The following is an 18,401-nucleotide window of genomic DNA, read 5'->3' on the forward strand; positions in this document are numbered from 1 at the left end:
CTGCCATGGCACCGCGAGTCGTTTTGTGCGTCTGCACGAGTGTCCTGGATTTGAGCTAGCCGGCTTTATTGCACCAGAGCGCTGTTTACACCCATCATCAGAACCCTATGCTTGACTTTTTCAGTTCCTGGACCCCTGACTTACTCGGTTTTTGGCCTGTTTTGCATACCCCCGGGGGAGGATGGCTGGCGATCGCCGATCCCGCAGAGGGAGCCGCAGCGATCGGCTCTCCGGCCGTGACCATTTTTCAGGCAATCATTTTGGGCATCGTGCAGGGGCTAACGGAGTTCTTGCCGATCAGCAGCACTGCTCACCTCAAGGTGGTGCCGGTGATGCTGGGCTGGGGAGATCCGGGGGTTGCTTTTACAGCGGTCATTCAGCTTGGCAGCATCGGGGCTGTGCTGTGGTACTTCTGGCAGGACCTGACCCAGCTGGTGAAGGGGACGGCGACGGCGATCGCCGCGCGGGACTATGAGGCCCAGGAGTTTCGCCTCAGCTTGGGTATCCTCATCGGCTCTCTGCCCATCATTTTTTTGGGGCTGTGCGTCAAATTCTTGGTTGCTGAGTTTTATGACACGGTGCTGCGCAGTACGCTGGCGATCGCGATCGTGTCCATTGTGATGGCCCTCTTGCTGGGTCTGGCAGAGCGCCTCAGCCACCACAAGCGCAGTTTTAATGACCTGACGACGCAGGACGGCATTTTGATGGGCCTGGCTCAGGCCATGGCGCTGATACCGGGGGTCTCTCGCTCTGGCTCGACCCTGACGGCGGGTCTCTTTTTGGGACTCGATCGCGCCACTGCGGCCCGCTTTTCTTTCTTGCTTGGCATTCCGGCGATTACCATTGCAGGCTTGACGGAGTTGCCGGGGCTGCTGACCACTGATCTTAGCCAGGGCGGCCTTCTTCCCCTGATTGCCGGGGTTTTGTCGGCGGCTTTCTTTTCCTACGCTTCGATCGCGTGGCTACTGCGCTATCTACAAACCCAAAATGCCTGGGTTTTCGTGTGGTATCGGCTCGGGTTTGGCGCTTTCTTGCTGGCGGCGATCGCCGGTAAAGCCCTTCCCCTTTGAGCCGCCCTGCTAATTTGACGTTTGCTTGAATCTTTTTAATTGAGTCTTTTCGGATTCAATTAAAAAGATTCGCATCGACCCCTTTCACGGACGCCGGCCCCACGCGCAGATGCCACAATGGCTATGGACCTTTGGGTGCGTGCCCAGGTTCGGCTGTCCTTTTTCGTCGGTGCTTCCCGCGACCGCTATGAGCGAGCTTTCGATTCAACCCGCCCGTATTACCGGAGTCTTGCCAGGGTCTATTGCCGAGGAAATTGGCTTTGAAGCGGGCGATCGCCTGGTCAGCATCAACGACCAGCGGCCCCGCGACCTGATCGACTACCAGTTTCTCTGCGCCGACGAGTTTCTCACCCTCGAAGTCCTCGACGCCCAGGGCAAAACCCACACCGTCGAAATTGAAAAAGACTACGACGAAGACCTCGGGCTCGAATTCGAAACCGCCCTTTTTGACGGCCTGATTCAGTGCACCAACCGCTGCCCCTTCTGCTTCATCGACCAGCAGCCGCCGGGCAAGCGCGAAACGCTTTACTTGCGCGACGATGACTACCGGCTGAGCTTCTTGTATGGCAGCTATCTGACCCTGACCAATCTAACCGCGCGCGAATGGCAGCGCATCGAGCAGATGCGCCTGTCGCCGCTGTACGTCTCGGTCCATGCCACGGAGCCTGAGGTGCGCACCCGCCTGCTCAAAAATCCTCGCGCAGGCCAGATTTTGGATCAGCTTCAGTGGTTTCAGGAGCGGGACTTGCAGATCCATGCGCAAGTCGTGGTTTGTCCCGGCATCAATGACGGCGAGCACCTAGACCGCACCCTGCGGGATCTTGCCAGCTTTCATCAGGGCGAGATGCCAGCTGTTGCTTCGGTGGCCGTGGTCCCCGTGGGGCTGACGCGCTTTCGGCCCGAGGAAGACGAGCTGATTCCGGTGACACCAGCCAAGGCCCAGGAGGTCATTGACCAAGTCCAGGCCCTCCAGCAAGAGCTGAAGCAGAAAAACGGCACCCACGTGGTTTGGCTGGCCGATGAATGGTTTTTGATTGCAGGACGAGACTTGCCCCTAGAGTCTCACTATGAGGACTATCCGCAGATTGACAATGGGGTTGGCTCGATTCGTCAGTTTTTGCGACAGTTTGAGGAGGCGGCGCAGGATTTACCCGCGGCGATCGCCCCACCACGCCGCTGGACTTGGGTGGTTGGCAATGCAGTCGAGCGCGCCTTCGAGCCCATCGTGCAGCGCCTAAACCAAATCGAGGGTCTGCAATTTCAGATGGTGGCGCTCAACAGTCACTACTGGGGTCAAAGCATTACGGTAACAGGACTGTTGACCGGGCAAGATTTGGCCGCAGGCCTACAGCAACGGGACCTGGGCGACGGGGTCTTGCTGCCCTCGCTGATGCTCAAGCATGGCGACCAGCGATTCCTAGATGACATGACCGTTGGCGAACTCGCAGCCCAGCTCCAAGCCCCGGTTTTGCCAGTAAGCGGCATTGAGGGACTAATTGATGCCTGCCTCAAGCCGCTGTCTAGCGCAACAACGGAGTCTTCTGTCGTCATGTCCTAGTCCAAAGATCCGCTATGCCTGTTTACGGGCAGCCGAGAGGCGAACGACGGTAAGGGACTGGGAGGGACGATTGCGCTCTCGGGAGGGGTCAATGCGCACCACCGTATAGGTCTTGGCCGTGGAGTCCTCGAAAGTGTCTCCGATACTCAAGGTGCGGTTGCTGTTCATCGTCCCCAAAAAGCGACGGTGGAGATCCATGAGTAAATATTCCATAGAAGCCTTATCTCTCAAGATTGAACGTTCGTTTTCAGGCCGAGGCGGGCTTCTCAGCGATTTGAGGAGCACCAGGGAACCACTGAACGCTCCGGTCTCCTTAAGACCAATGCGTTTCAGACTGCCTGGCTGAGGGAGCACAAACTGCCACACACCGGCATTTTCCTGATTCATCTGCGCCTTGGTTCAAAAGACTCAGCTTGCAGATGAGCAGGAAGGCCGGCGTCGATCACGACACGAATGGCCGTGATGCTGTGCCTAGCTCTCAGAATGCATTTTGAAGCGGTATTTCAAGCCTGATGTGGTTTGGGGAGAGAGGGGCTTGTCAACGATTGCTCGGATCGCTGTGCTAATGCTTCTGATGGCACGCCAGCCTCAACAAAGCCATCCCTCGTGACTTACAACAAGATTCAACTTAGCTCAAAAGCGTTGAAAAGCATCTGTCCCCAGATACCTTTACCTTATATCACCCAAAATTTCTTAGCAGGCAAAGGTTGCGAAATTCAAAGGATATCTTGCGAATCTTGAGCAAGCTGTAATCTTTCATCATCTTGGCGATCGCAGCAGGGAGCGTCAGAACCTACAGTTTTGGGAGCCTGTCTGGCGAAGAAGCGAAATTCTGGGGTCTAATCCGATCAGGGGAAGCTATTGCGTCTGCAAGCTTGGTAAGCTGTTGCCCGATTTCCCATGAAGCTCTCGATGGCAGCAGGCGATCGCGCGCCGGTAGATGGGTGCTCTCTAGCGAGGAAGCGCCACCTTTTTGGCGATCACCTCGCAAAGCACTCAGAGCCGCCCAAGGCTATTTCCTGATTTGCCAAGCCTCTGGACAAACAGTATTCTGCTTACAGCAATTTTTGCGGTTCTGTAACATTGAATGTTTTTTGTCATGTTCATGGGCAGAAAACCTCGAACATTTAACCGGAATTTGCCCCCGCGAAGATTGCGAGATGGCGGCTTGCTTGCCCCGAGCATTTCTGGGACCCCTAAACCTTCTGAACTCTCACCAGACTGAACCAATCACCTATGCGAACCTTTCGTCACCTGATGACTGTGGGGATGGGCGCAGCGATCGCCCTCAGTACGGTTAAGCCAGGCGCCTCTCAGGAGATTTTGCCACCGGCCCAACGCCAGAACCCTTCGCCCCCCCAAAGCGAGGTTCAGCCTGAGACTGCCAAAACATCGACGCCGGCAGCCAGCTCGACGAATCGTTCTGCTAAGCCTGCGATCGCCCAAACCGCCGAACCCGAAAATTCGCAGGACCTGCCGCCCCTCGCCCCCAACCCAGAGACACCCGGCCGCACGCCGCCCGCGCAAACCCCTCCCACGCCAGCGGATGATGCACCGGTTCCCAGTACTCCACCTCCGGCCGTACCCGAGGGCACCACAGACAGCACGCCCCCCGAGCAGCCGCAAACGCCACCACCCACCGCCCAGCCCAGTGCGCCTCAGGCCGGCCCCAGCTATCCCGAAGCCCTCGAGGCCAACCCCAATCCGCTCCAGTTCCCGACCGAAGCAGATGAAGTCCGCATCGTCGGGACCCAACCTATTACCCTCGAAGAAGCCCTCGAGCTGTCTCGGCGCAACAATCGCCCCTTGCAGGCAGCGCGCCTAGAGCTCGAGCGATCGCGCGCCGTCGTGGAGGAAGCAAAGGCCGCCGAGAAACCCAACGTCAACCTGCAAGCAGGGCTCACCAACCAAGAATCGGCCAGCCCCAATCGCGGCTTTGACGCCAGCGGCGGCGCCCAGACATCCCTCAGCAGCGGCGTCGAGCTCAGCTACGACGTCTACACCTCCGGCCGCCGCGCCGCCACCATTCGGGCCAGCGAGCGCCAGCTGCGCCGCCAAGAGCTCGAAGTAGAGCGCATCGAGGAGCAGCTGCGCTTTGACGTCACAGACGCCTACTACGACTTGCAGGAAGCCGATGAGCAGGTGCGCATCGCCGAATCAGCCGTGCGTAACGCTGAGCGGACGCTAGATGATGCTCGGCTTTTGGAGCGGGCGGGCGTCCGGACGCGCTTTGATGTGCTCCAGGCCCAGGTGCAGCTCGCGAACGAGCAGCAAAACCTGACCCAGGCCCGCAGCCGCCAGCGCATCTCTCGCCGCACGCTGGCTCAGATTCTCAGCTTGCCTCAGCAGGTCAATATCGCCGCCCAAGACCCGGTGCAGATCGCCGGTCTGTGGGAAATTTCCCTCGAAGAGAGCATCATTCAGGCTTACAAAAACCGGGCAGAGCTCGAGCAGCGCCTGGTCGATCGGGAAGTGAACGACGCCCAGCGGGAGGCAGCCCTGGCCGCCGTGCGCCCCCAGGTGAGCGTGTTCGCCCGCTACAACGTGCTGGACATCTTTGATGATGGGGCCGGGATCGACGACGGCTACGCTCTGGGCGCTCAGCTCAACTGGAACCTCTACGATGGCGGCGCTTCGCGCGCTCGGGCGCGTCAGCAAGAGATCGGTAAGGAAATTGCGGAGCTCGATTTTGCCGATCAGCGCAATCAAGTGCGCCTGCAAGTCGAGCAGTCCTATTTTGATTTGCAGTCCAACTTTGAAAATATCCAGACCGCTTCGGTAGCCCTAGAGCAGGCGCGGGAGTCTCTGCGCCTCGCGCGTTTGCGGTTCCAGGCCGGGGTCGGCACCCAGACTGAGGTGATCGACGCGGAAACGGAGCTGACGCGGGCCGAAGGAAACCGGGTTCAGGCTATCTTGGGCTACAACCGAGCTCTGGCGTCGCTCCAGCGATCGATTAGCAATTTGCCGCCCGAAATTTCGCAGGTGGGTCTGGGAGCAGGGACTCCTGGTAGCTCGCTGCGCTGAGGCCTAGCCCAGGCTGCTAGACGTCTTTGCTTAGGCGGCTTCATCGACAATCGAGCAGTAATCAAGCAGTACAAAAGGGGGGACGATCGTCCCCCCTTTTTTGCAATTGGGCTGTTTTAAGAAGACACGTTGGGGGATTCGTCAGGCGATCGCGCAGTTTGGGCAAACACTTGCTCGGAGTTCATCAGGCGATCGAGCACTTGGTCCGCGTCGATCAATCGCTTGAGCACAACCTGGCCAATGGTGCTGTGAGGGGGAATCTGCGCAGACGCCGTGGGAGTCACTTCTACCATGATCACTGCGTCTTCTACCGAGTAGAGCCAGAGGCGATCGCCATTATCGACAATCCCCAGCGTCAGCTGCTGAATATCTGGCTTGCGACGCCAGGCGATCTCATTCCACAAACCACCAAACTCCCACACCCGCCCGATTGTCCAGCCTTCTGAGAGGAAAAAGTACTTCACAAGTCTTTGAGTGAATAGGGCTTGCTGGCATTATGCCTTGAAGCTGCCCGAATCCAAGCATTTTCCCTGGAGAGAATTCAGGGTTGCCTGGAAGTCTAAGCCTCTCTGGGAGAGACTTTGGAGGATTAGGCGCCTTGGCAGTGCTCCGGAAGTTTTGGCGAGGGCGCTGTACACTGCAAACAAGGCAGGCGTTCTGTGGTCGGTCGGGCGATCGCCCCTTTTTCAATGCAGGGCCGTCCCCAAAATCGAATGAGTGCTCTTGCGATGGGAGTAAAAAAAAGCACCCAGTGCGGAGCATTTTTTGACCAGCAACGTCCTTTAACTATTAGCCGATCGCTGCCCCGAGGCTGAGCGCGCCGACAGCGCTCCCGATCACGGGTGCAGCCCCTCGTAAGACACTTCCAGGTTGACATTCCCAACTAGAGATTCATGCGAATACTACTCAGCAGACTGATCATTGGTCTTGGGCTCGGGCTTGGGCTGAGTACAATGCCCGCCCACGGTCAGGCGATCGCTCCTCGCCAAGTCAACGCCCTTGTGGAGGCGCTGCGGCAGGCCGCTCCCCAGCCCCTCCGCAACGATGATGAGCTCTACAGCGCTTGGCAGGTTAAGGGTGACAACATCGCGCGCTGGGCCAAATTCTGTCAACAGCCCGCCATCACGCCCGCCGAATTCGATCGCAACGCCGAGAAAGCCCGCACCATCGTGAGCTGCATCGTCAAAGATGCCCTCGAGGACGAGTATGAAGCCAGCGGCAACGATGAGGCGATCGCCGTGCGGCGCGTTGCTGCCTGGTGGATGACCGGCGACCCAACCCAGTACGCCCAGGGCGACACTGCCACCTACACCCAGCAGGTTCTGCGCTTTTATCAGGGGGCTCGGCCCAGCCAAAGCGCGGCGCAGCCCGCCACTCCTCCGGCGCGCCCCGCTCAGGCTACCCCTCCAGCACGCCCCGCTCAGGCCGCCGCTCCCGCTTCCCAAGGCCGCACCCTCTACGATCGCTACATGCAGGCCGGCTACAAAGCGACCCAGGAGCGGGACTACGCCACCGCCGCCGTGTACTTCAAGCGGGCCCTCGACGAGCGGCCCCGGGACTCCTACGCGACGAGCGCCCTGCAAAACGTCGAGAAATACCAAAGCCAGCCGCCAGAAGCCGCCAGCGAAGAGTCGACTGAAGACAATGGCAGCGCTCCGTCTTTGCTAGATGGAGCCCTAGACTCAGAACCCTCTGAGCCAGCGGCCGAGCCGGACGAGCCCGCAGAAGAGCCCGCCCAGGAAAACTCCTCCTCAGCCGCACCCGCGGAAAGCTCCTCGACGAGCGATCGCGCCTTTGTCGTGCCGACCCAAAGCGATCGCAAGACCCCATAAATTCGTTGTCGTTCCTGACTTGACTCCCTGAATTAGACCTCTATGAATAAGCTCTTGACCCTCACCGTTCTGGGCTGCGTGCTGTCGGCAGCCCCCGCCGCGATCGCCGCTGAGTGGCGCGAAATCACCCGCAATGACGTCGGCGATCGCTTCATGATCGACACCAGTTCCCTCGATCGCCGGGGCAGCAGCGTCTGGTTCTGGGAATATCGCGACTTTCCCCAGCCCAACAACGCCTTCCTCGAAGAAACCGTCGACCAGCCCGTCCACGGAGCCGTCATCTATCGCTCCGTCGACTGCACCAGCGGCATCCAGCGCCTCCGCCGGATCATCGCCTACAACAAAGACAAAAAAGTCATCGAGCGCTTTAACTACGACGACAAAGGCCCCCTCAGCAAGCCCAACGCTGGCAGCAGCGCCGCCACTCTAACCCAGTTTGCCTGCAACAACGCCCCCTCAAACGCTCCAGCTTCCTCCAGCTCAGCGCCCTAACACCCCCCATCAGTCCCCCAAACGACAGTTCCCTCAACTGTCGTTTTTTGTATATTTTTTGGATGCAGTTCAAGGCCAACACCCAAGCTATCTGAGACGATCGCCCCCTCATCCGATCCAGCCGTCCAGGCACGCCATCAAGCAACCCGAATTTCAAAATCCCATATAGAATCCACACCGGACATCAACGGTCCGGCTTGATACCCAAAGGACAGTCAAAACACAAAGCTTCTTGAAAAATAGCTAAAAAGACTCAGAAGAAAACCAGTGCTTTTCCAGGAAGCATCGACAATACCTGTAACCGGATTCATAGGTCCTGTGTAGTTATGCAGCCAATTCGCACATTCAACGTTGCCCCTTCCCTTCCCTCGCGCCTCGAACCGCTGCGTAAGCTCGCCTACAATCTCCACTGGGATTGGAATACCGAGACACGCGAACTGTTCGACCGCCTAGACCGGGACCTTTGGGAATCCAGCAACCATAACCCCGTTCTCATGCTCGGCACCATCAGCCAAGAGCGCCTGCGCGAAGTCGCAGAAGACGCAGGCTTCTTGGCCCAGATGGACCGCGCCGCCCAGCAGCTCAATGATTATGTCCAAGAGCAAAGCTGGTATCGCAAACATCGCGGCGCCAACCTCGAGACCCGCAGCAGCAGCAAAAGCCATGGCAAGGAGTGCTACGCCTACTTCTCCGCCGAATTTGGTTTGACCACCTGCATGCCCATTTACTCGGGCGGCCTGGGCGTTTTGGCCGGTGACCACCTCAAATCCGCCAGCGACCTCGGACTGCCCTTGGTGGGCGTCGGCCTCCTCTACCAAGAAGGCTACTTTGCCCAGTACCTCAACCCCGACGGCTGGCAGCAAGAGCGCTACCCCATCAATGACTTCTACAACATGCCATTGATCCTGGAGCGCAACGCCGATGGCTCCGAAATGCGCATCGAAGTCGACTACCCAGGCCGCAAAGTCTATGCCCGGGTGTGGCGCTTGCAGGTGGGGACGGTGCCGCTGTATCTCCTCGACACCAACATCGAGCCCAACAATCCCTACGACCACGACATCACCGACGAGCTCTATGGCGGTGATATCGACATGCGGATCCACCAGGAGATGATGCTGGGCATTGGAGGCTTCCAGATGCTGAAGGCGCTGGGGCTCAATCCGACGGTGTACCACATGAACGAGGGGCACTCCGCCTTTGTGTCCCTCGAGCGGATGCGCCACCTGATCCAGGACGAAAATCTGGGCTTCGCGGAAGCTCGGCAGGTGGTGAAGGCGAGCCAAATGTTTACGACTCACACGCCGGTGCCTGCGGGCTTCGACCTGTTCCCGCCGGACAAGGTGATGCACTATGTGGGTCGCTATGCGGAGGTGTTTGGCCTGTCTCGGGAGCAGTTCCTCGCCCTGGGCCGGGACAATACCGGTGATTTGGCGTCGGCGTTTAGCATGGCGACGCTGGCGATCAAGACGGCCACGTTCGTCAATGGGGTCAGCCAGCTCCACGGCGCGGTCTCGCGGAGTCTTTTTCAGCCGCTGTGGTCTGATTTGCCCCTCGATGAGGTGCCGATCACGGCGATTACCAATGGGGTCCATGCGCGCAGCTGCGTTGCGAAGTCGACGCAGGAGCTGTACGACCGCTATCTGGGCCCCAATTGGGCGAGCGCGCCGGGAGATGATCCGCTGTGGGAGCGGGTGTACTCGATTCCGGATGAGGAGCTGTGGCGCAACCATGAGCGCTGCCGATCGGCGCTGGTGGTGTTTGTGCGCGATCGCCTGCAAAAGAGCCTGCGAGAGCAGGGCGCTTCGCCAACGGCCATTGCGGATGCCCTTGATGTGCTCGATCCTTCAGCGCTGACCATTGGCTTTGCGCGGCGCTTTGCGACCTACAAGCGAGCCACGCTGTTTATGCGGGATGTGGAGCGCATCAAGAGGATTTTGGCGGGGGTGCGCGAAAGCGGCCATCGCCGACCTGTGCAGTTCGTGATCGCCGGGAAAGCGCACCCCAAAGACATTCCGGGCAAAGAAATGATCAAAGAGATCATTCACTTTATTCGCGATGAAGGGGTCCAGCACAACATTGTGTTTATCCCCAACTACGATATTCGGGTTTCGCGCCTGATGGTGGCGGGCTGTGATGTCTGGCTCAACACGCCTCGCCGCCCCCGCGAAGCGTCGGGCACCAGCGGCATGAAGGCGGCGATGAATGGCCTGCTCAATCTCAGCGTGCTGGACGGCTGGTGGGATGAAGCGGACTATGTGCGCACGGGCTGGCCGATTGGCTACCGGGAGGTCTACAGCGATCCGGCCTACCAGGATGAGGTGGAGGCCAATGCGCTCTACGAGCTGCTAGAGAAGGAAGTGGTGCCGCTGTTTTATGAGCGGGATGCGGAGGATGTGCCGCGGCGCTGGACGGCCAAGATGAAGGACGCGATTCGGCTCAACTGCCCTCGCTTTAACACGGCGCGGATGGTGCGCGACTACGCAACCCAGGGATATTTCCCGACGAGCGATCGCTACTGGACGCTGACGAGCCAGGAATATGCCCCGGCCAAGGAGCTGGCCCAATGGCAAAACAACTTGCTCGATCACTGGTACGACATGCGGATCGAGGACATTGATATTTCGGCGGATGCGGATGTCGAGGTCAATCAGGCGATCGCCGTCAAAGCGCGGATCAACCTGGCGGCCCTGACTCCCGACGATGTCCAGGTCGAGCTATATCAAGGCCCGGTCAACGAAGGCGGCGAAATCTTCGCCGGGGTGCCGCTGGTGATGGACTGCCAAGGAAAAGATGCCAACCAGCACACCATCTACACCGCCACGGTCACCTACGGCAGCAGCGGCCTCCAGGGGCTGTCTCTACGCGTCCTGCCCAAGCACCGCTACCTCAGCAGTGTCTACGAACCCCGGCAGATCCTCTGGGCCGCGCCCCACTAGCTAGGGGCTGGCCAGCACCCCGGCACGACGATGTAGCCCTGGGCGCGATCGCCCAGCACCAGATTCCGTTGCGGCCCCCAGTACCACCAGTGGGCCGCAACGTAGGCGCACACCAGGGCGTCGAGCTGGTCTTCAAGGGCCTTGAGCGCCGCGCCGCGGCTGGGGACCTCGGGCAAATCTGCCGCTACCAGCGGCAGGCTCGGCTCGTGCTCCGGCAGATGCTGCAAAATCAGTTGGCGGAGTTGCTGCAAGGCTTGCTGGCGCTCCGCCAATCGTCCTTTCTTGTACTTCAAAATGCGATCGAGGCTGAACAGGTACACCATGGCCGGGTGGGGAAACACCTCGATCTGAAAGCGATCGGGCCGCTTGCCCTCCGGATCGTGGTCAAAGCCCTGCGCCTCCAGGCTCAGGCCAAACCCCACCGTGCGCGCCGCGAAGCTGTGGCCCAAGTTGGCCGGATAAGCGCCCCCGTGATACTTGCCAAAATAGCGGTGCGTCAGGCGATCGGCCCAGCGCATCCCCGTAGCGTTGGGAATCAGGGTCGGCGCATCCACCGCCACCCCCGCCGGTCCGTCGGCAACCTGGCGATCGATCCAGGCGAGGACCTCCTCTAGGGTGTCCAGGCGAGCCAGCGATCGCAGCTGGAGGCGATCGCCCGTCCACTCCAGCGCGCACAGACCGCTCGGCTGCGACTGCCAGCCCAAATCAACCCCAATAAACTTCACGCTGCTCTCCCCTCACCCGCAGACGCTGCCAAAACAAAAGGCTCCCCAGCCTCAACCAGGAAACCTTCAATCCCCAACGTTTTTGCATCCTTGATGCTGCTTTGCCCCTAGCTTTGCCGAGATATCCCAGGAAAGCGGGCGATCGCTTCACCCAAACCCGAGCCTACTGCTCCTGCATCAGGCGCAGATAGTTTTGGCGCAGCTGGGAATGATTTTCAGCAATCCGCTGGGACAGCTGCTTTTCCACATCGCACAGTTCCTGCCAGAAGGCCGTCGAGCGGCGCGCCGACAGCAGCTCATTCCAGAGCAGCTCCAGCAGCTCGCCAGACTGGGGATCTCGAGCCACCACGCGATCGCGCACCTGCTCAAACGCTTGATTTGCTTCAGAATGATTAGAAACGTCTTGAGTTAAACGCAGGCAAGCCTGCAATTCCGTCAGTAGGGTTTGAGAAACAGCTTGCACCATTGTTTTGACATAGAAATTTACAACAAAGTTTACAATACTGGATTTATCAGCTCGATGGATCCGTTAATTTCACCGGATCGCAATAGAAGTTAATATCTTCAAGGGACTCGCAACAGTCTCCATCCCCTCTGACAGGCCAATTCGGCCTTCATTTTATTTTTGAGATTTAGCAAATTTCCGCAGCACTATGGGTAGGCAACGGGTTTTATCAGGCGTTCAGCCAACGGGCAACTTGCACCTAGGCAACTATCTCGGAGCGATTCGGAACTGGGTAGAAGGCCAGCAGAAATACGAAAACTTCTTTTGTGTCGTGGACCTGCACGCCATCACCGTTCCCCACGACCCCAAAACCCTAGCCGAAAACACCCGAGCCGTCGCTGCCCTGTACCTGGCTTGCGGCATCGACCTAGACCACTCCACGATTTTTGTCCAGTCCCACGTCCCCGCCCACACCGAGCTGACCTGGCTGCTCAACTGCATCACCCCCCTCAACTGGCTGGAGCGGATGATCCAGTTCAAGGAAAAAGCCATCAAGCAGGGAGAAAACGTCGGCGTCGGCCTGCTGGACTATCCCGTGCTCATGGCGGCGGACATCCTGCTCTACGACGCGGACAAAGTGCCCGTGGGCGAAGACCAAAAGCAGCACCTCGAACTCACCCGCGACATCGCCATGCGCCTCAACTACCAGTTTGGTCGCGAAGAGGCTCCCGTGCTCAAAGTGCCCGACCCCCTGATCCGGCCCGAGGGCGCCCGGATCATGAGCCTCACCGACGGCACCCGCAAAATGTCCAAATCCGATCCGTCAGAGCAGAGCCGCATCAACCTCCTAGACGATCCGGATACGCTGCGCCAGAAGATCAAGCGCTGCAAAACCGACCCCGTGCGCGGCCTCGAGTTTGACAACCCGGAGCGGCCCGAGTGCAACAACCTGCTGACGCTCTACGCCATCTTGTCCAACCAAACCAAGGACGCAGTGGCGGAGGAGTGCCGCGAGATGGGCTGGGGACAGTTCAAGCCGCTGCTCACCGAAACCACGGTGGAGGCCTTGCGGCCCATTCAGGAAAAGTACAACGAAGTGATGGGCGATCCGGGCTACCTCGACAGTGTCCTGCGGGACGGTCAGGCCCGCGCCTCAGAAATCGCCAATGCTACCCTGGCGCGAGTTCGGGCAGCGCTGGGCTTCTTGCCGCCCCTCTCATAAGCTGGAGCAGCTTTGATGTTGAATCGTTTGCGTAGTGCAGTGAATGCGGGTGAATTTTTGGTGACCGCCGAAATCACGCCGCCTAAGGGGGGCAACCCGCAGCGGATGCTGGAAATGGCCCGCTTGCTCAAGGGGCGGGTCCACGCGGTGAATATTACAGATGGGAGCCGGGCGGTGCTGCGGATGACGCCCCTGGCCGCTTCGGCGCTGCTGGTCCAGGAGGGGATTGAGCCGGTGTGCCAGTTTGCCTGCCGCGATCGCAATCGCATTGCGCTCCAGGCAGACCTGATGGGCGCTCACGCCCTGGGCATCCGGAACGTTTTGGCGCTGACCGGAGACCCCCTGAAGGCGGGCGATCACCCCGATGCCAAGGGGGTATTTGACCTGGAGTCGGTGCGGCTGCTGACGCTCATTCGCAAGCTCAACCAGGGCAGCGACTGGAACGGCAAGGCCCTGACCGATGAGCCCACGGATCTATTTGCCGGGGCAGCGGTGGACCCCCAATGCCCCAGCTGGTCGGGCTTGCAGCGGCGCTTTGAGCGCAAGCTGGAGGCGGGGGCCGAGTTTTTCCAGAGTCAGCTGATCTCAGATTTTGATCGGCTGGGGATGTTTATGGACAAGCTGGGCAATGCAGGCGGCAAACCGATTTTGGCGGGAATTTTCTTGCTGAAGTCGGCCAAGAATGCCCAGTTTATCAACCGCAATGTGCCGGGGGTACAGATTCCCCAGCACCTGATCGATCGCCTGGCCAATGCAGACGATCAGCTCCAAGAGGGCATCCGGATTGCGGCGGAGCAGGTGCAGCTGGCCAAGGAGCTGTGCCAAGGGGTGCACCTGATGGCGGTGCGCCGCGAGGACTTGATTCCGCAGATTCTCGATCTGGCGGGGGTGACGGCGCTCCAGCCGCCGGTCTTGAATTCGGTGCGCTAGGGGCGATCGCCTCTGCACCAGTCAGCGACAGAAGCGTTGACAAGCGGTATCACCCACCCGCGACAATTGCGGTAGGGACGGCCTAACCTTCGAGCAGCCAAGCATGGGGGGGCAGCGAAGGGGCGATCGCGCAGGTTCATCGCTAGCGCGAGTCCCTGACACAGAGATTGGGAGGTTTAGGTTCGGTGTTTGATGCTCTGGTGATCGGGTCCGGTCCGGCAGGACTGTCTATCGCGGCGGCTCTAGGGGAGGCAGGCCTCAAGGTCCAGGGCTTGAGCCCGACGGATCCGGCTGCTCCTTGGCCCAATACCTATGGGGTCTGGCGAGATGAGCTAGAGGCGCTGGGCTTGACCCATTTGCTGGGCCACTGCTGGACCAATTGCGTCACTTACCAGGGCGATCGCGAGATCGCCCTGCAGCGGGCCTACGGCCTGTTTGACAAAGAAAAGCTTCAGCAACACTGGCTCCGGCAGGGCGATCGCAGCGGGGTGACCTGGCATCGGGGCAGCGCGGCCCAGTTGGAGCACCTGCCCCATCACTCCCAGCTGACGACCCACAGCGGCGAAACCCTGACCGCCCGCATCGTGGTCGACGCCAGCGGCCACAAGCCGGTCTTCCTACGGCGGCCCCCGGCAGCGGGCGTGGCCTACCAGGCAGCCTACGGGATTGTTGGGCGCTTTTCGTCGCCGCCGGTGGCGCCTCAGCAGTTTGTGCTGATGGATTACCGGTCAGACTATCTGTCCGCCGAGGAGCGATCGCAGCCGCCTACCTTCCTCTACGCCATGGACTTGGGCGATGACGTTTACTTCGTGGAAGAAACCTCTCTGGCCTACTGTCCGGCGGTATCCTTTGACGTGCTCAAGGACCGGCTCTACCAGCGTTTGGCCCATCACGGTGTGCAGGTCACTGAGATTCACCACGTCGAGCACTGTCTGTTTCCGATGAATTTGCCTTTGCCGGACTTTCAGCAGCCGGTGGCTGGCTTTGGCGGCGCGGCCAGCATGGTGCATCCGGCTTCGGGGTACCTAGTGGGGGCGATGCTGCGCCGGGCGCCGGGTCTGGCCCAGGCGATCGCCCGGGCCCTCGACACGCCCAACGCCTCTCCCCACAGCACTGCTCAGGCGGCCTGGAAAGCGCTGTGGCCCAGCGATCGCGTCCGCAAGCACTATCTCTACCTCTTCGGCCTCGAAAACCTGATGCGCTTTGATGAGGCCCGGCTGCAGCGCTTTTTTGCGACATTCTTTCAGATGCCCCAGGCTCACTGGTCCGGCTTTTTGGCCGATACCCTGACCATTCCCGAGCTGCTGGTTGCCATGCTTGGCCTATTCGGTCAGGCCCCCAACGACATTCGCTGGGGGCTGATGCAGTCCGTGGGTCACGACGGCGATCTCCTGTGGCGATCGCTGCTGGGCCGCTAACCCCAGCACCGAACAGCCATCACGAGGTCAAGTAGGTGTAGCTGCTCAGACTGCGCTCGTAGTTTTGCATCAAGAGCTGGGCTTCCTGGAGGGTAATTTGCTTTTCTTGCAGAGCCTGCTCCGTTTGGCGGCGAATGCTCTCGAGCAGATCCTCGGGGTCGTACTGGACATATCCCAGCACCTCATTAATGCGATCGCCCTTCACCACGTGCTCGATCTGGTAGCCCTTGGGCGTCAGGCAGATGTGCACCGTATTGGTGTCCCCAAACAGGTTGTGGAGGTTGCCCATGATTTCCTGGTAGGCTCCGCCCAGGAACATGCCCAGATAGTAGGGCTCACCCGATCGCAGCGGGTGCAGTTCTAGCACTGACTTCACATCTCGTAGATCGATAAACTGGTCGATTTTGCCGTCGCTGTCGCAGGTCAGGTCCGACAGGGTTCCCCGGCAGTTCGGCTCCTCGTCCAGGCGGTGGATGGGCAAGATGGGAAACAGCTGGTCAATGGCCCAGGAGTCCGGCGCTGACTGAAACACCGACAGGTTGATGTAGTAGATGGAGGCCATGATTTTTTCGAGGTCCTCCAGATCGTCGGGCACATACTCCTGCTGCCGACAGATCTTCAAAATCTTTTCGCAGCAGGCCCAGTAGAGCCGCTCCGCCCGGGCTCGCTCCCGCAGGCTCAGGTAGCCAAAGCCAAAAAGGCTAATGGCTTCCTCTTTGAACTGGGTGGCGTCGTGGTAGGCCTCTTGGTAGTTTTCTTCGGTGATCGCGAGGTAGGTCTCGTAGAGGTTGCGCACGATCAGGTGCTCGCTCTCCTCGATGGCCCCCGGATCCCCGCTGGGGGCATCGTTGGTCCCCAGCACATCAAACACCAAAACCGACTGGTGAGAGGCGATCGCCCGTCCGCTCTCGCTCACCAGCGTCGGCACCGGCAGATTTCGCTCTTCGCAGGTCTCCTTCACCTCCGCCACGATGTCGTTGGCGTAGTTCTGCATGTTGTAGTTCTTGGAGGCGTGGAAGTTGGTCTTGGAGCCGTCATAGTCCACCCCCAGACCGCCGCCCACGTCGAGGTACTGCATGTTGGCCCCCAGGGCCGCCAGCTCCACGTAGATCTGGCTGGCTTCGCGAATCGCGTCCTTGATCACGCCAATGGCCGAGATCTGAGAGCCGATGTGGAAATGGAGCAGCTGGAGCGAATCCAGCATGTCTGCCGCTTGCAACTCCTCGACCGCATGGATAATTTCGGGGATGGTCAGGCCAAACTTGGCGCGATCGCCCGTCGAGGTGCCCCAGCGGCCCACCCCGCGCGTGTTCAGCTTAGCCCGCACGCCCAGCAGCGGCTTGATTCCCAGTTTGCGGCTGATTTCGATGGCCAGGCCCACCTCTTCCACCTGCTCTAGCACGATGATGCAGGGGCGGCCCATCCGGCGCGCCAGGATGGCCGTCTCGATGTATTCGCGGTCCTTGTAGCCGTTGCAGATCAGCAGCGCATCGGGCGTATTCAGCGTAGCCAGGGCGATCATCAGCTCGGGCTTGGAGCCAGCCTCTAGACCGAACTGGTGGGGCCGACCAAAGCGCACCAGGTCTTCGATCAGGTGGCGCTGCTGGTTGCACTTGACCGGGAAGACGCCCCGGTAGGAGCCGGGATAGTTGTAGCGAGCGATCGCCCGGGCAAAGCAGGCATTCAGGCGCTCGATGCGGTCTTCGAGGATATCTGAAAAGCGAATCAGCAGGGGCAAGTCCAGGTTGCGCTGCTTGAGGGACTCCACCAGCTCAAACAAATCCAGTGACCCACCGCGATCGCCCTTGGGCGACACCGTCACATGGCCCGCTGCATTGATCGAAAAATACGGCTCTCCCCAGCCCTGGATGCGATAGAGCTCTTCGCTGTCTTCGATGGTCCAGGCTTTTTGGGGCGCAGTGGAGGCCAGGGGCATTGCCTGTAGGGGCGATCGCGTCTCCTGACGAGTCTTTTCGAGCGTAACCGGTTGCTGCTGCTGTTCGGAAGAAGGAGAGGATTGACCACCCATGCCGCTGAAGATTCTCCTGGTATGCGATCGCGTAGACAGTCTAGCGTATCCCCTTCGAGATCCGGACTATCCCCCAGCACAGGTTTTGGCCAAAGTTTCACCCCTTTTGCTCGCCCCCATCTGTCCCCCATCAGCGGCCCCGATCTTTCGAAAAATATCTTTACAGAGACGTCCCCTTTTCTGAGAGCATAGAACGTTGAGCATATCCCTCGTGAACTTCTAGGAGCAGGTAAACCCGTGGAACGGACATTTGTTGCAGTTAAGCCCGACGGTGTTCAGCGTGGCTTGGTCGGTGAAATCGTGCGTCGGTTCGAAACCAAAGGCTTCACGGTCGTCGGCCTCAAGATGGTGAATGTCAGCCGTGAACTGGCTGAGCAGCACTACGATGTGCACCGGGAGAAGCCCTTCTTCGGTGGCTTGGTCGAGTTCATCACCTCCGGCCCCGTCGTTGCGATGGTCCTCGAAGGCGATGGCGTCGTCGCAGGTGCTCGCAAACTCATCGGCGCAACCAATCCCCTGGCCGCTGAACCCAGCACCATCCGCGGTGACTTCGGCGTCAGCATCGGTCGCAACCTGATCCACGGTTCCGACGCAGTCGAGACCGCCCAGCGCGAAATCGCCCTCTGGTTCAAGGACGAGGAGCTGGTGAACTGGAAGCCCAGCATTTCTAACTGGCTGTACGAATAAGCTTGGTTTAGGGGCTCCGCTGGAGCCCCTGAC

15 protein-coding genes are annotated in these 18,401 nt (G+C 59.7%); 10 read left to right on the forward strand and 5 right to left on the reverse strand.

Annotated elements, in window-relative coordinates:
• Nucleotides 1–107: 107 nt before the first annotated feature.
• Together GEI7407_RS14915 and GEI7407_RS14920 are read left to right on the forward strand one after the other, a co-directional pair.
• Nucleotides 108–1,070 carry an undecaprenyl-diphosphate phosphatase gene (locus GEI7407_RS14915; RefSeq protein WP_015173032.1) on the forward strand — a complete coding sequence of 321 codons (963 nt, stop codon included), beginning with the start codon at nucleotides 108–110 and terminating at the stop codon, nucleotides 1,068–1,070.
• Between the two features lie 187 nt (nucleotides 1,071–1,257).
• Nucleotides 1,258–2,628 (forward strand): TIGR03279 family radical SAM protein, encoded by a 1,371-nt coding sequence (locus tag GEI7407_RS14920; RefSeq protein WP_015173033.1) that lies wholly within the window; start codon nucleotides 1,258–1,260, stop codon nucleotides 2,626–2,628.
• Between the two features lie 12 nt (nucleotides 2,629–2,640).
• Here the strand turns inward: GEI7407_RS14920 and GEI7407_RS14925 are convergent, their stop codons facing one another.
• Nucleotides 2,641–2,841, reverse strand: coding sequence for a hypothetical protein (locus tag GEI7407_RS14925; RefSeq protein WP_041269113.1), 201 nt, complete (start codon nucleotides 2,839–2,841; stop codon nucleotides 2,641–2,643).
• Nucleotides 2,842–3,864: 1,023 nt separating this feature from the next.
• On the opposite strand from GEI7407_RS14925, the gene GEI7407_RS14930 reads away from it, so the two are divergent.
• A complete protein-coding gene (locus tag GEI7407_RS14930; protein WP_015173035.1) occupies nucleotides 3,865–5,652 on the forward strand; it encodes a TolC family protein in 1,788 nt (595 codons plus the stop codon).
• A 116-nt stretch (nucleotides 5,653–5,768) separates the two neighbouring features.
• On the opposite strand, the gene GEI7407_RS14935 is transcribed toward GEI7407_RS14930, so the two are convergent.
• On the reverse strand, nucleotides 5,769–6,116 hold the full coding sequence (locus GEI7407_RS14935; protein WP_015173036.1) for a hypothetical protein: 348 nt from the start codon (nucleotides 6,114–6,116) through the stop codon (nucleotides 5,769–5,771).
• Between the two features lie 489 nt (nucleotides 6,117–6,605).
• On the opposite strand from GEI7407_RS14935, the gene GEI7407_RS21445 reads away from it, so the two are divergent.
• From GEI7407_RS21445 to glgP, 3 genes are all read left to right on the forward strand, one after another.
• Entirely contained in the window at nucleotides 6,606–7,484 is an 879-nt protein-coding gene (locus GEI7407_RS21445) for a hypothetical protein (protein ID WP_015173037.1), read from the forward strand.
• Nucleotides 7,485–7,526: 42 nt separating this feature from the next.
• Nucleotides 7,527–7,976 (forward strand): surface-adhesin E family protein, encoded by a 450-nt coding sequence (locus tag GEI7407_RS14945; RefSeq protein WP_015173038.1) that lies wholly within the window; start codon nucleotides 7,527–7,529, stop codon nucleotides 7,974–7,976.
• Between the two features lie 326 nt (nucleotides 7,977–8,302).
• Nucleotides 8,303–10,912, forward strand: a complete 2,610-nt coding sequence (gene glgP, locus GEI7407_RS14950; protein ID WP_015173039.1) for an alpha-glucan family phosphorylase — start codon at nucleotides 8,303–8,305, stop codon at nucleotides 10,910–10,912.
• Here the strand turns inward: glgP and GEI7407_RS14955 are convergent.
• Together GEI7407_RS14955 and GEI7407_RS14960 are read right to left on the reverse strand one after the other, a co-directional pair.
• Entirely contained in the window at nucleotides 10,909–11,637 is a 729-nt protein-coding gene (locus GEI7407_RS14955) for a DUF429 domain-containing protein (protein WP_015173040.1), read from the reverse strand. The two genes, glgP and GEI7407_RS14955, sit on opposite strands and share 4 nt — an antisense overlap.
• Nucleotides 11,638–11,800: 163 nt before the next feature.
• Nucleotides 11,801–12,103 carry a hypothetical protein gene (locus GEI7407_RS14960; protein WP_015173041.1) on the reverse strand — a complete coding sequence of 101 codons (303 nt, stop codon included), beginning with the start codon at nucleotides 12,101–12,103 and terminating at the stop codon, nucleotides 11,801–11,803.
• A 187-nt stretch (nucleotides 12,104–12,290) separates the two neighbouring features.
• Here GEI7407_RS14960 and trpS point away from each other — a divergent pair, with 187 nt between their 5' ends.
• The 3 genes from trpS to crtL all read left to right on the forward strand — a co-directional run bounded on the left by trpS (nucleotide 12,291) and on the right by crtL (nucleotide 15,652).
• A complete protein-coding gene (gene trpS / locus GEI7407_RS14965) occupies nucleotides 12,291–13,304 on the forward strand; it encodes a tryptophan--tRNA ligase (RefSeq protein WP_015173042.1) in 1,014 nt (337 codons plus the stop codon).
• A 15-nt stretch (nucleotides 13,305–13,319) separates the two neighbouring features.
• Nucleotides 13,320–14,234 carry a methylenetetrahydrofolate reductase gene (locus GEI7407_RS14970; RefSeq protein WP_015173043.1) on the forward strand — a complete coding sequence of 305 codons (915 nt, stop codon included), beginning with the start codon at nucleotides 13,320–13,322 and terminating at the stop codon, nucleotides 14,232–14,234.
• 185 nt (nucleotides 14,235–14,419) lie between these two features.
• The gene (gene crtL, locus GEI7407_RS14975; protein WP_015173044.1) at nucleotides 14,420–15,652 is read left to right on the forward strand and encodes a lycopene beta cyclase; all 1,233 of its coding nucleotides are present in this window, start codon (nucleotides 14,420–14,422) and stop codon (nucleotides 15,650–15,652) included.
• Nucleotides 15,653–15,671: 19 nt separating this feature from the next.
• Here the strand turns inward: crtL and speA are convergent, their stop codons facing one another.
• A complete protein-coding gene (gene speA / locus GEI7407_RS14980) occupies nucleotides 15,672–17,588 on the reverse strand; it encodes a biosynthetic arginine decarboxylase (protein WP_051030785.1) in 1,917 nt (638 codons plus the stop codon).
• A 330-nt stretch (nucleotides 17,589–17,918) separates the two neighbouring features.
• On the opposite strand from speA, the gene ndk reads away from it, so the two are divergent.
• Nucleotides 17,919–18,368 carry a nucleoside-diphosphate kinase gene (gene ndk / locus GEI7407_RS14985; RefSeq protein ID WP_015173046.1) on the forward strand — a complete coding sequence of 150 codons (450 nt, stop codon included), beginning with the start codon at nucleotides 17,919–17,921 and terminating at the stop codon, nucleotides 18,366–18,368.
• The last annotated feature ends 33 nt before the right edge of the window (nucleotides 18,369–18,401 follow it).

The sequence above is a fragment of the Geitlerinema sp. PCC 7407 genome (assembly GCF_000317045.1).
Lineage (GTDB): Bacteria > Cyanobacteriota > Cyanobacteriia > PCC-7407 > PCC-7407 > PCC-7407.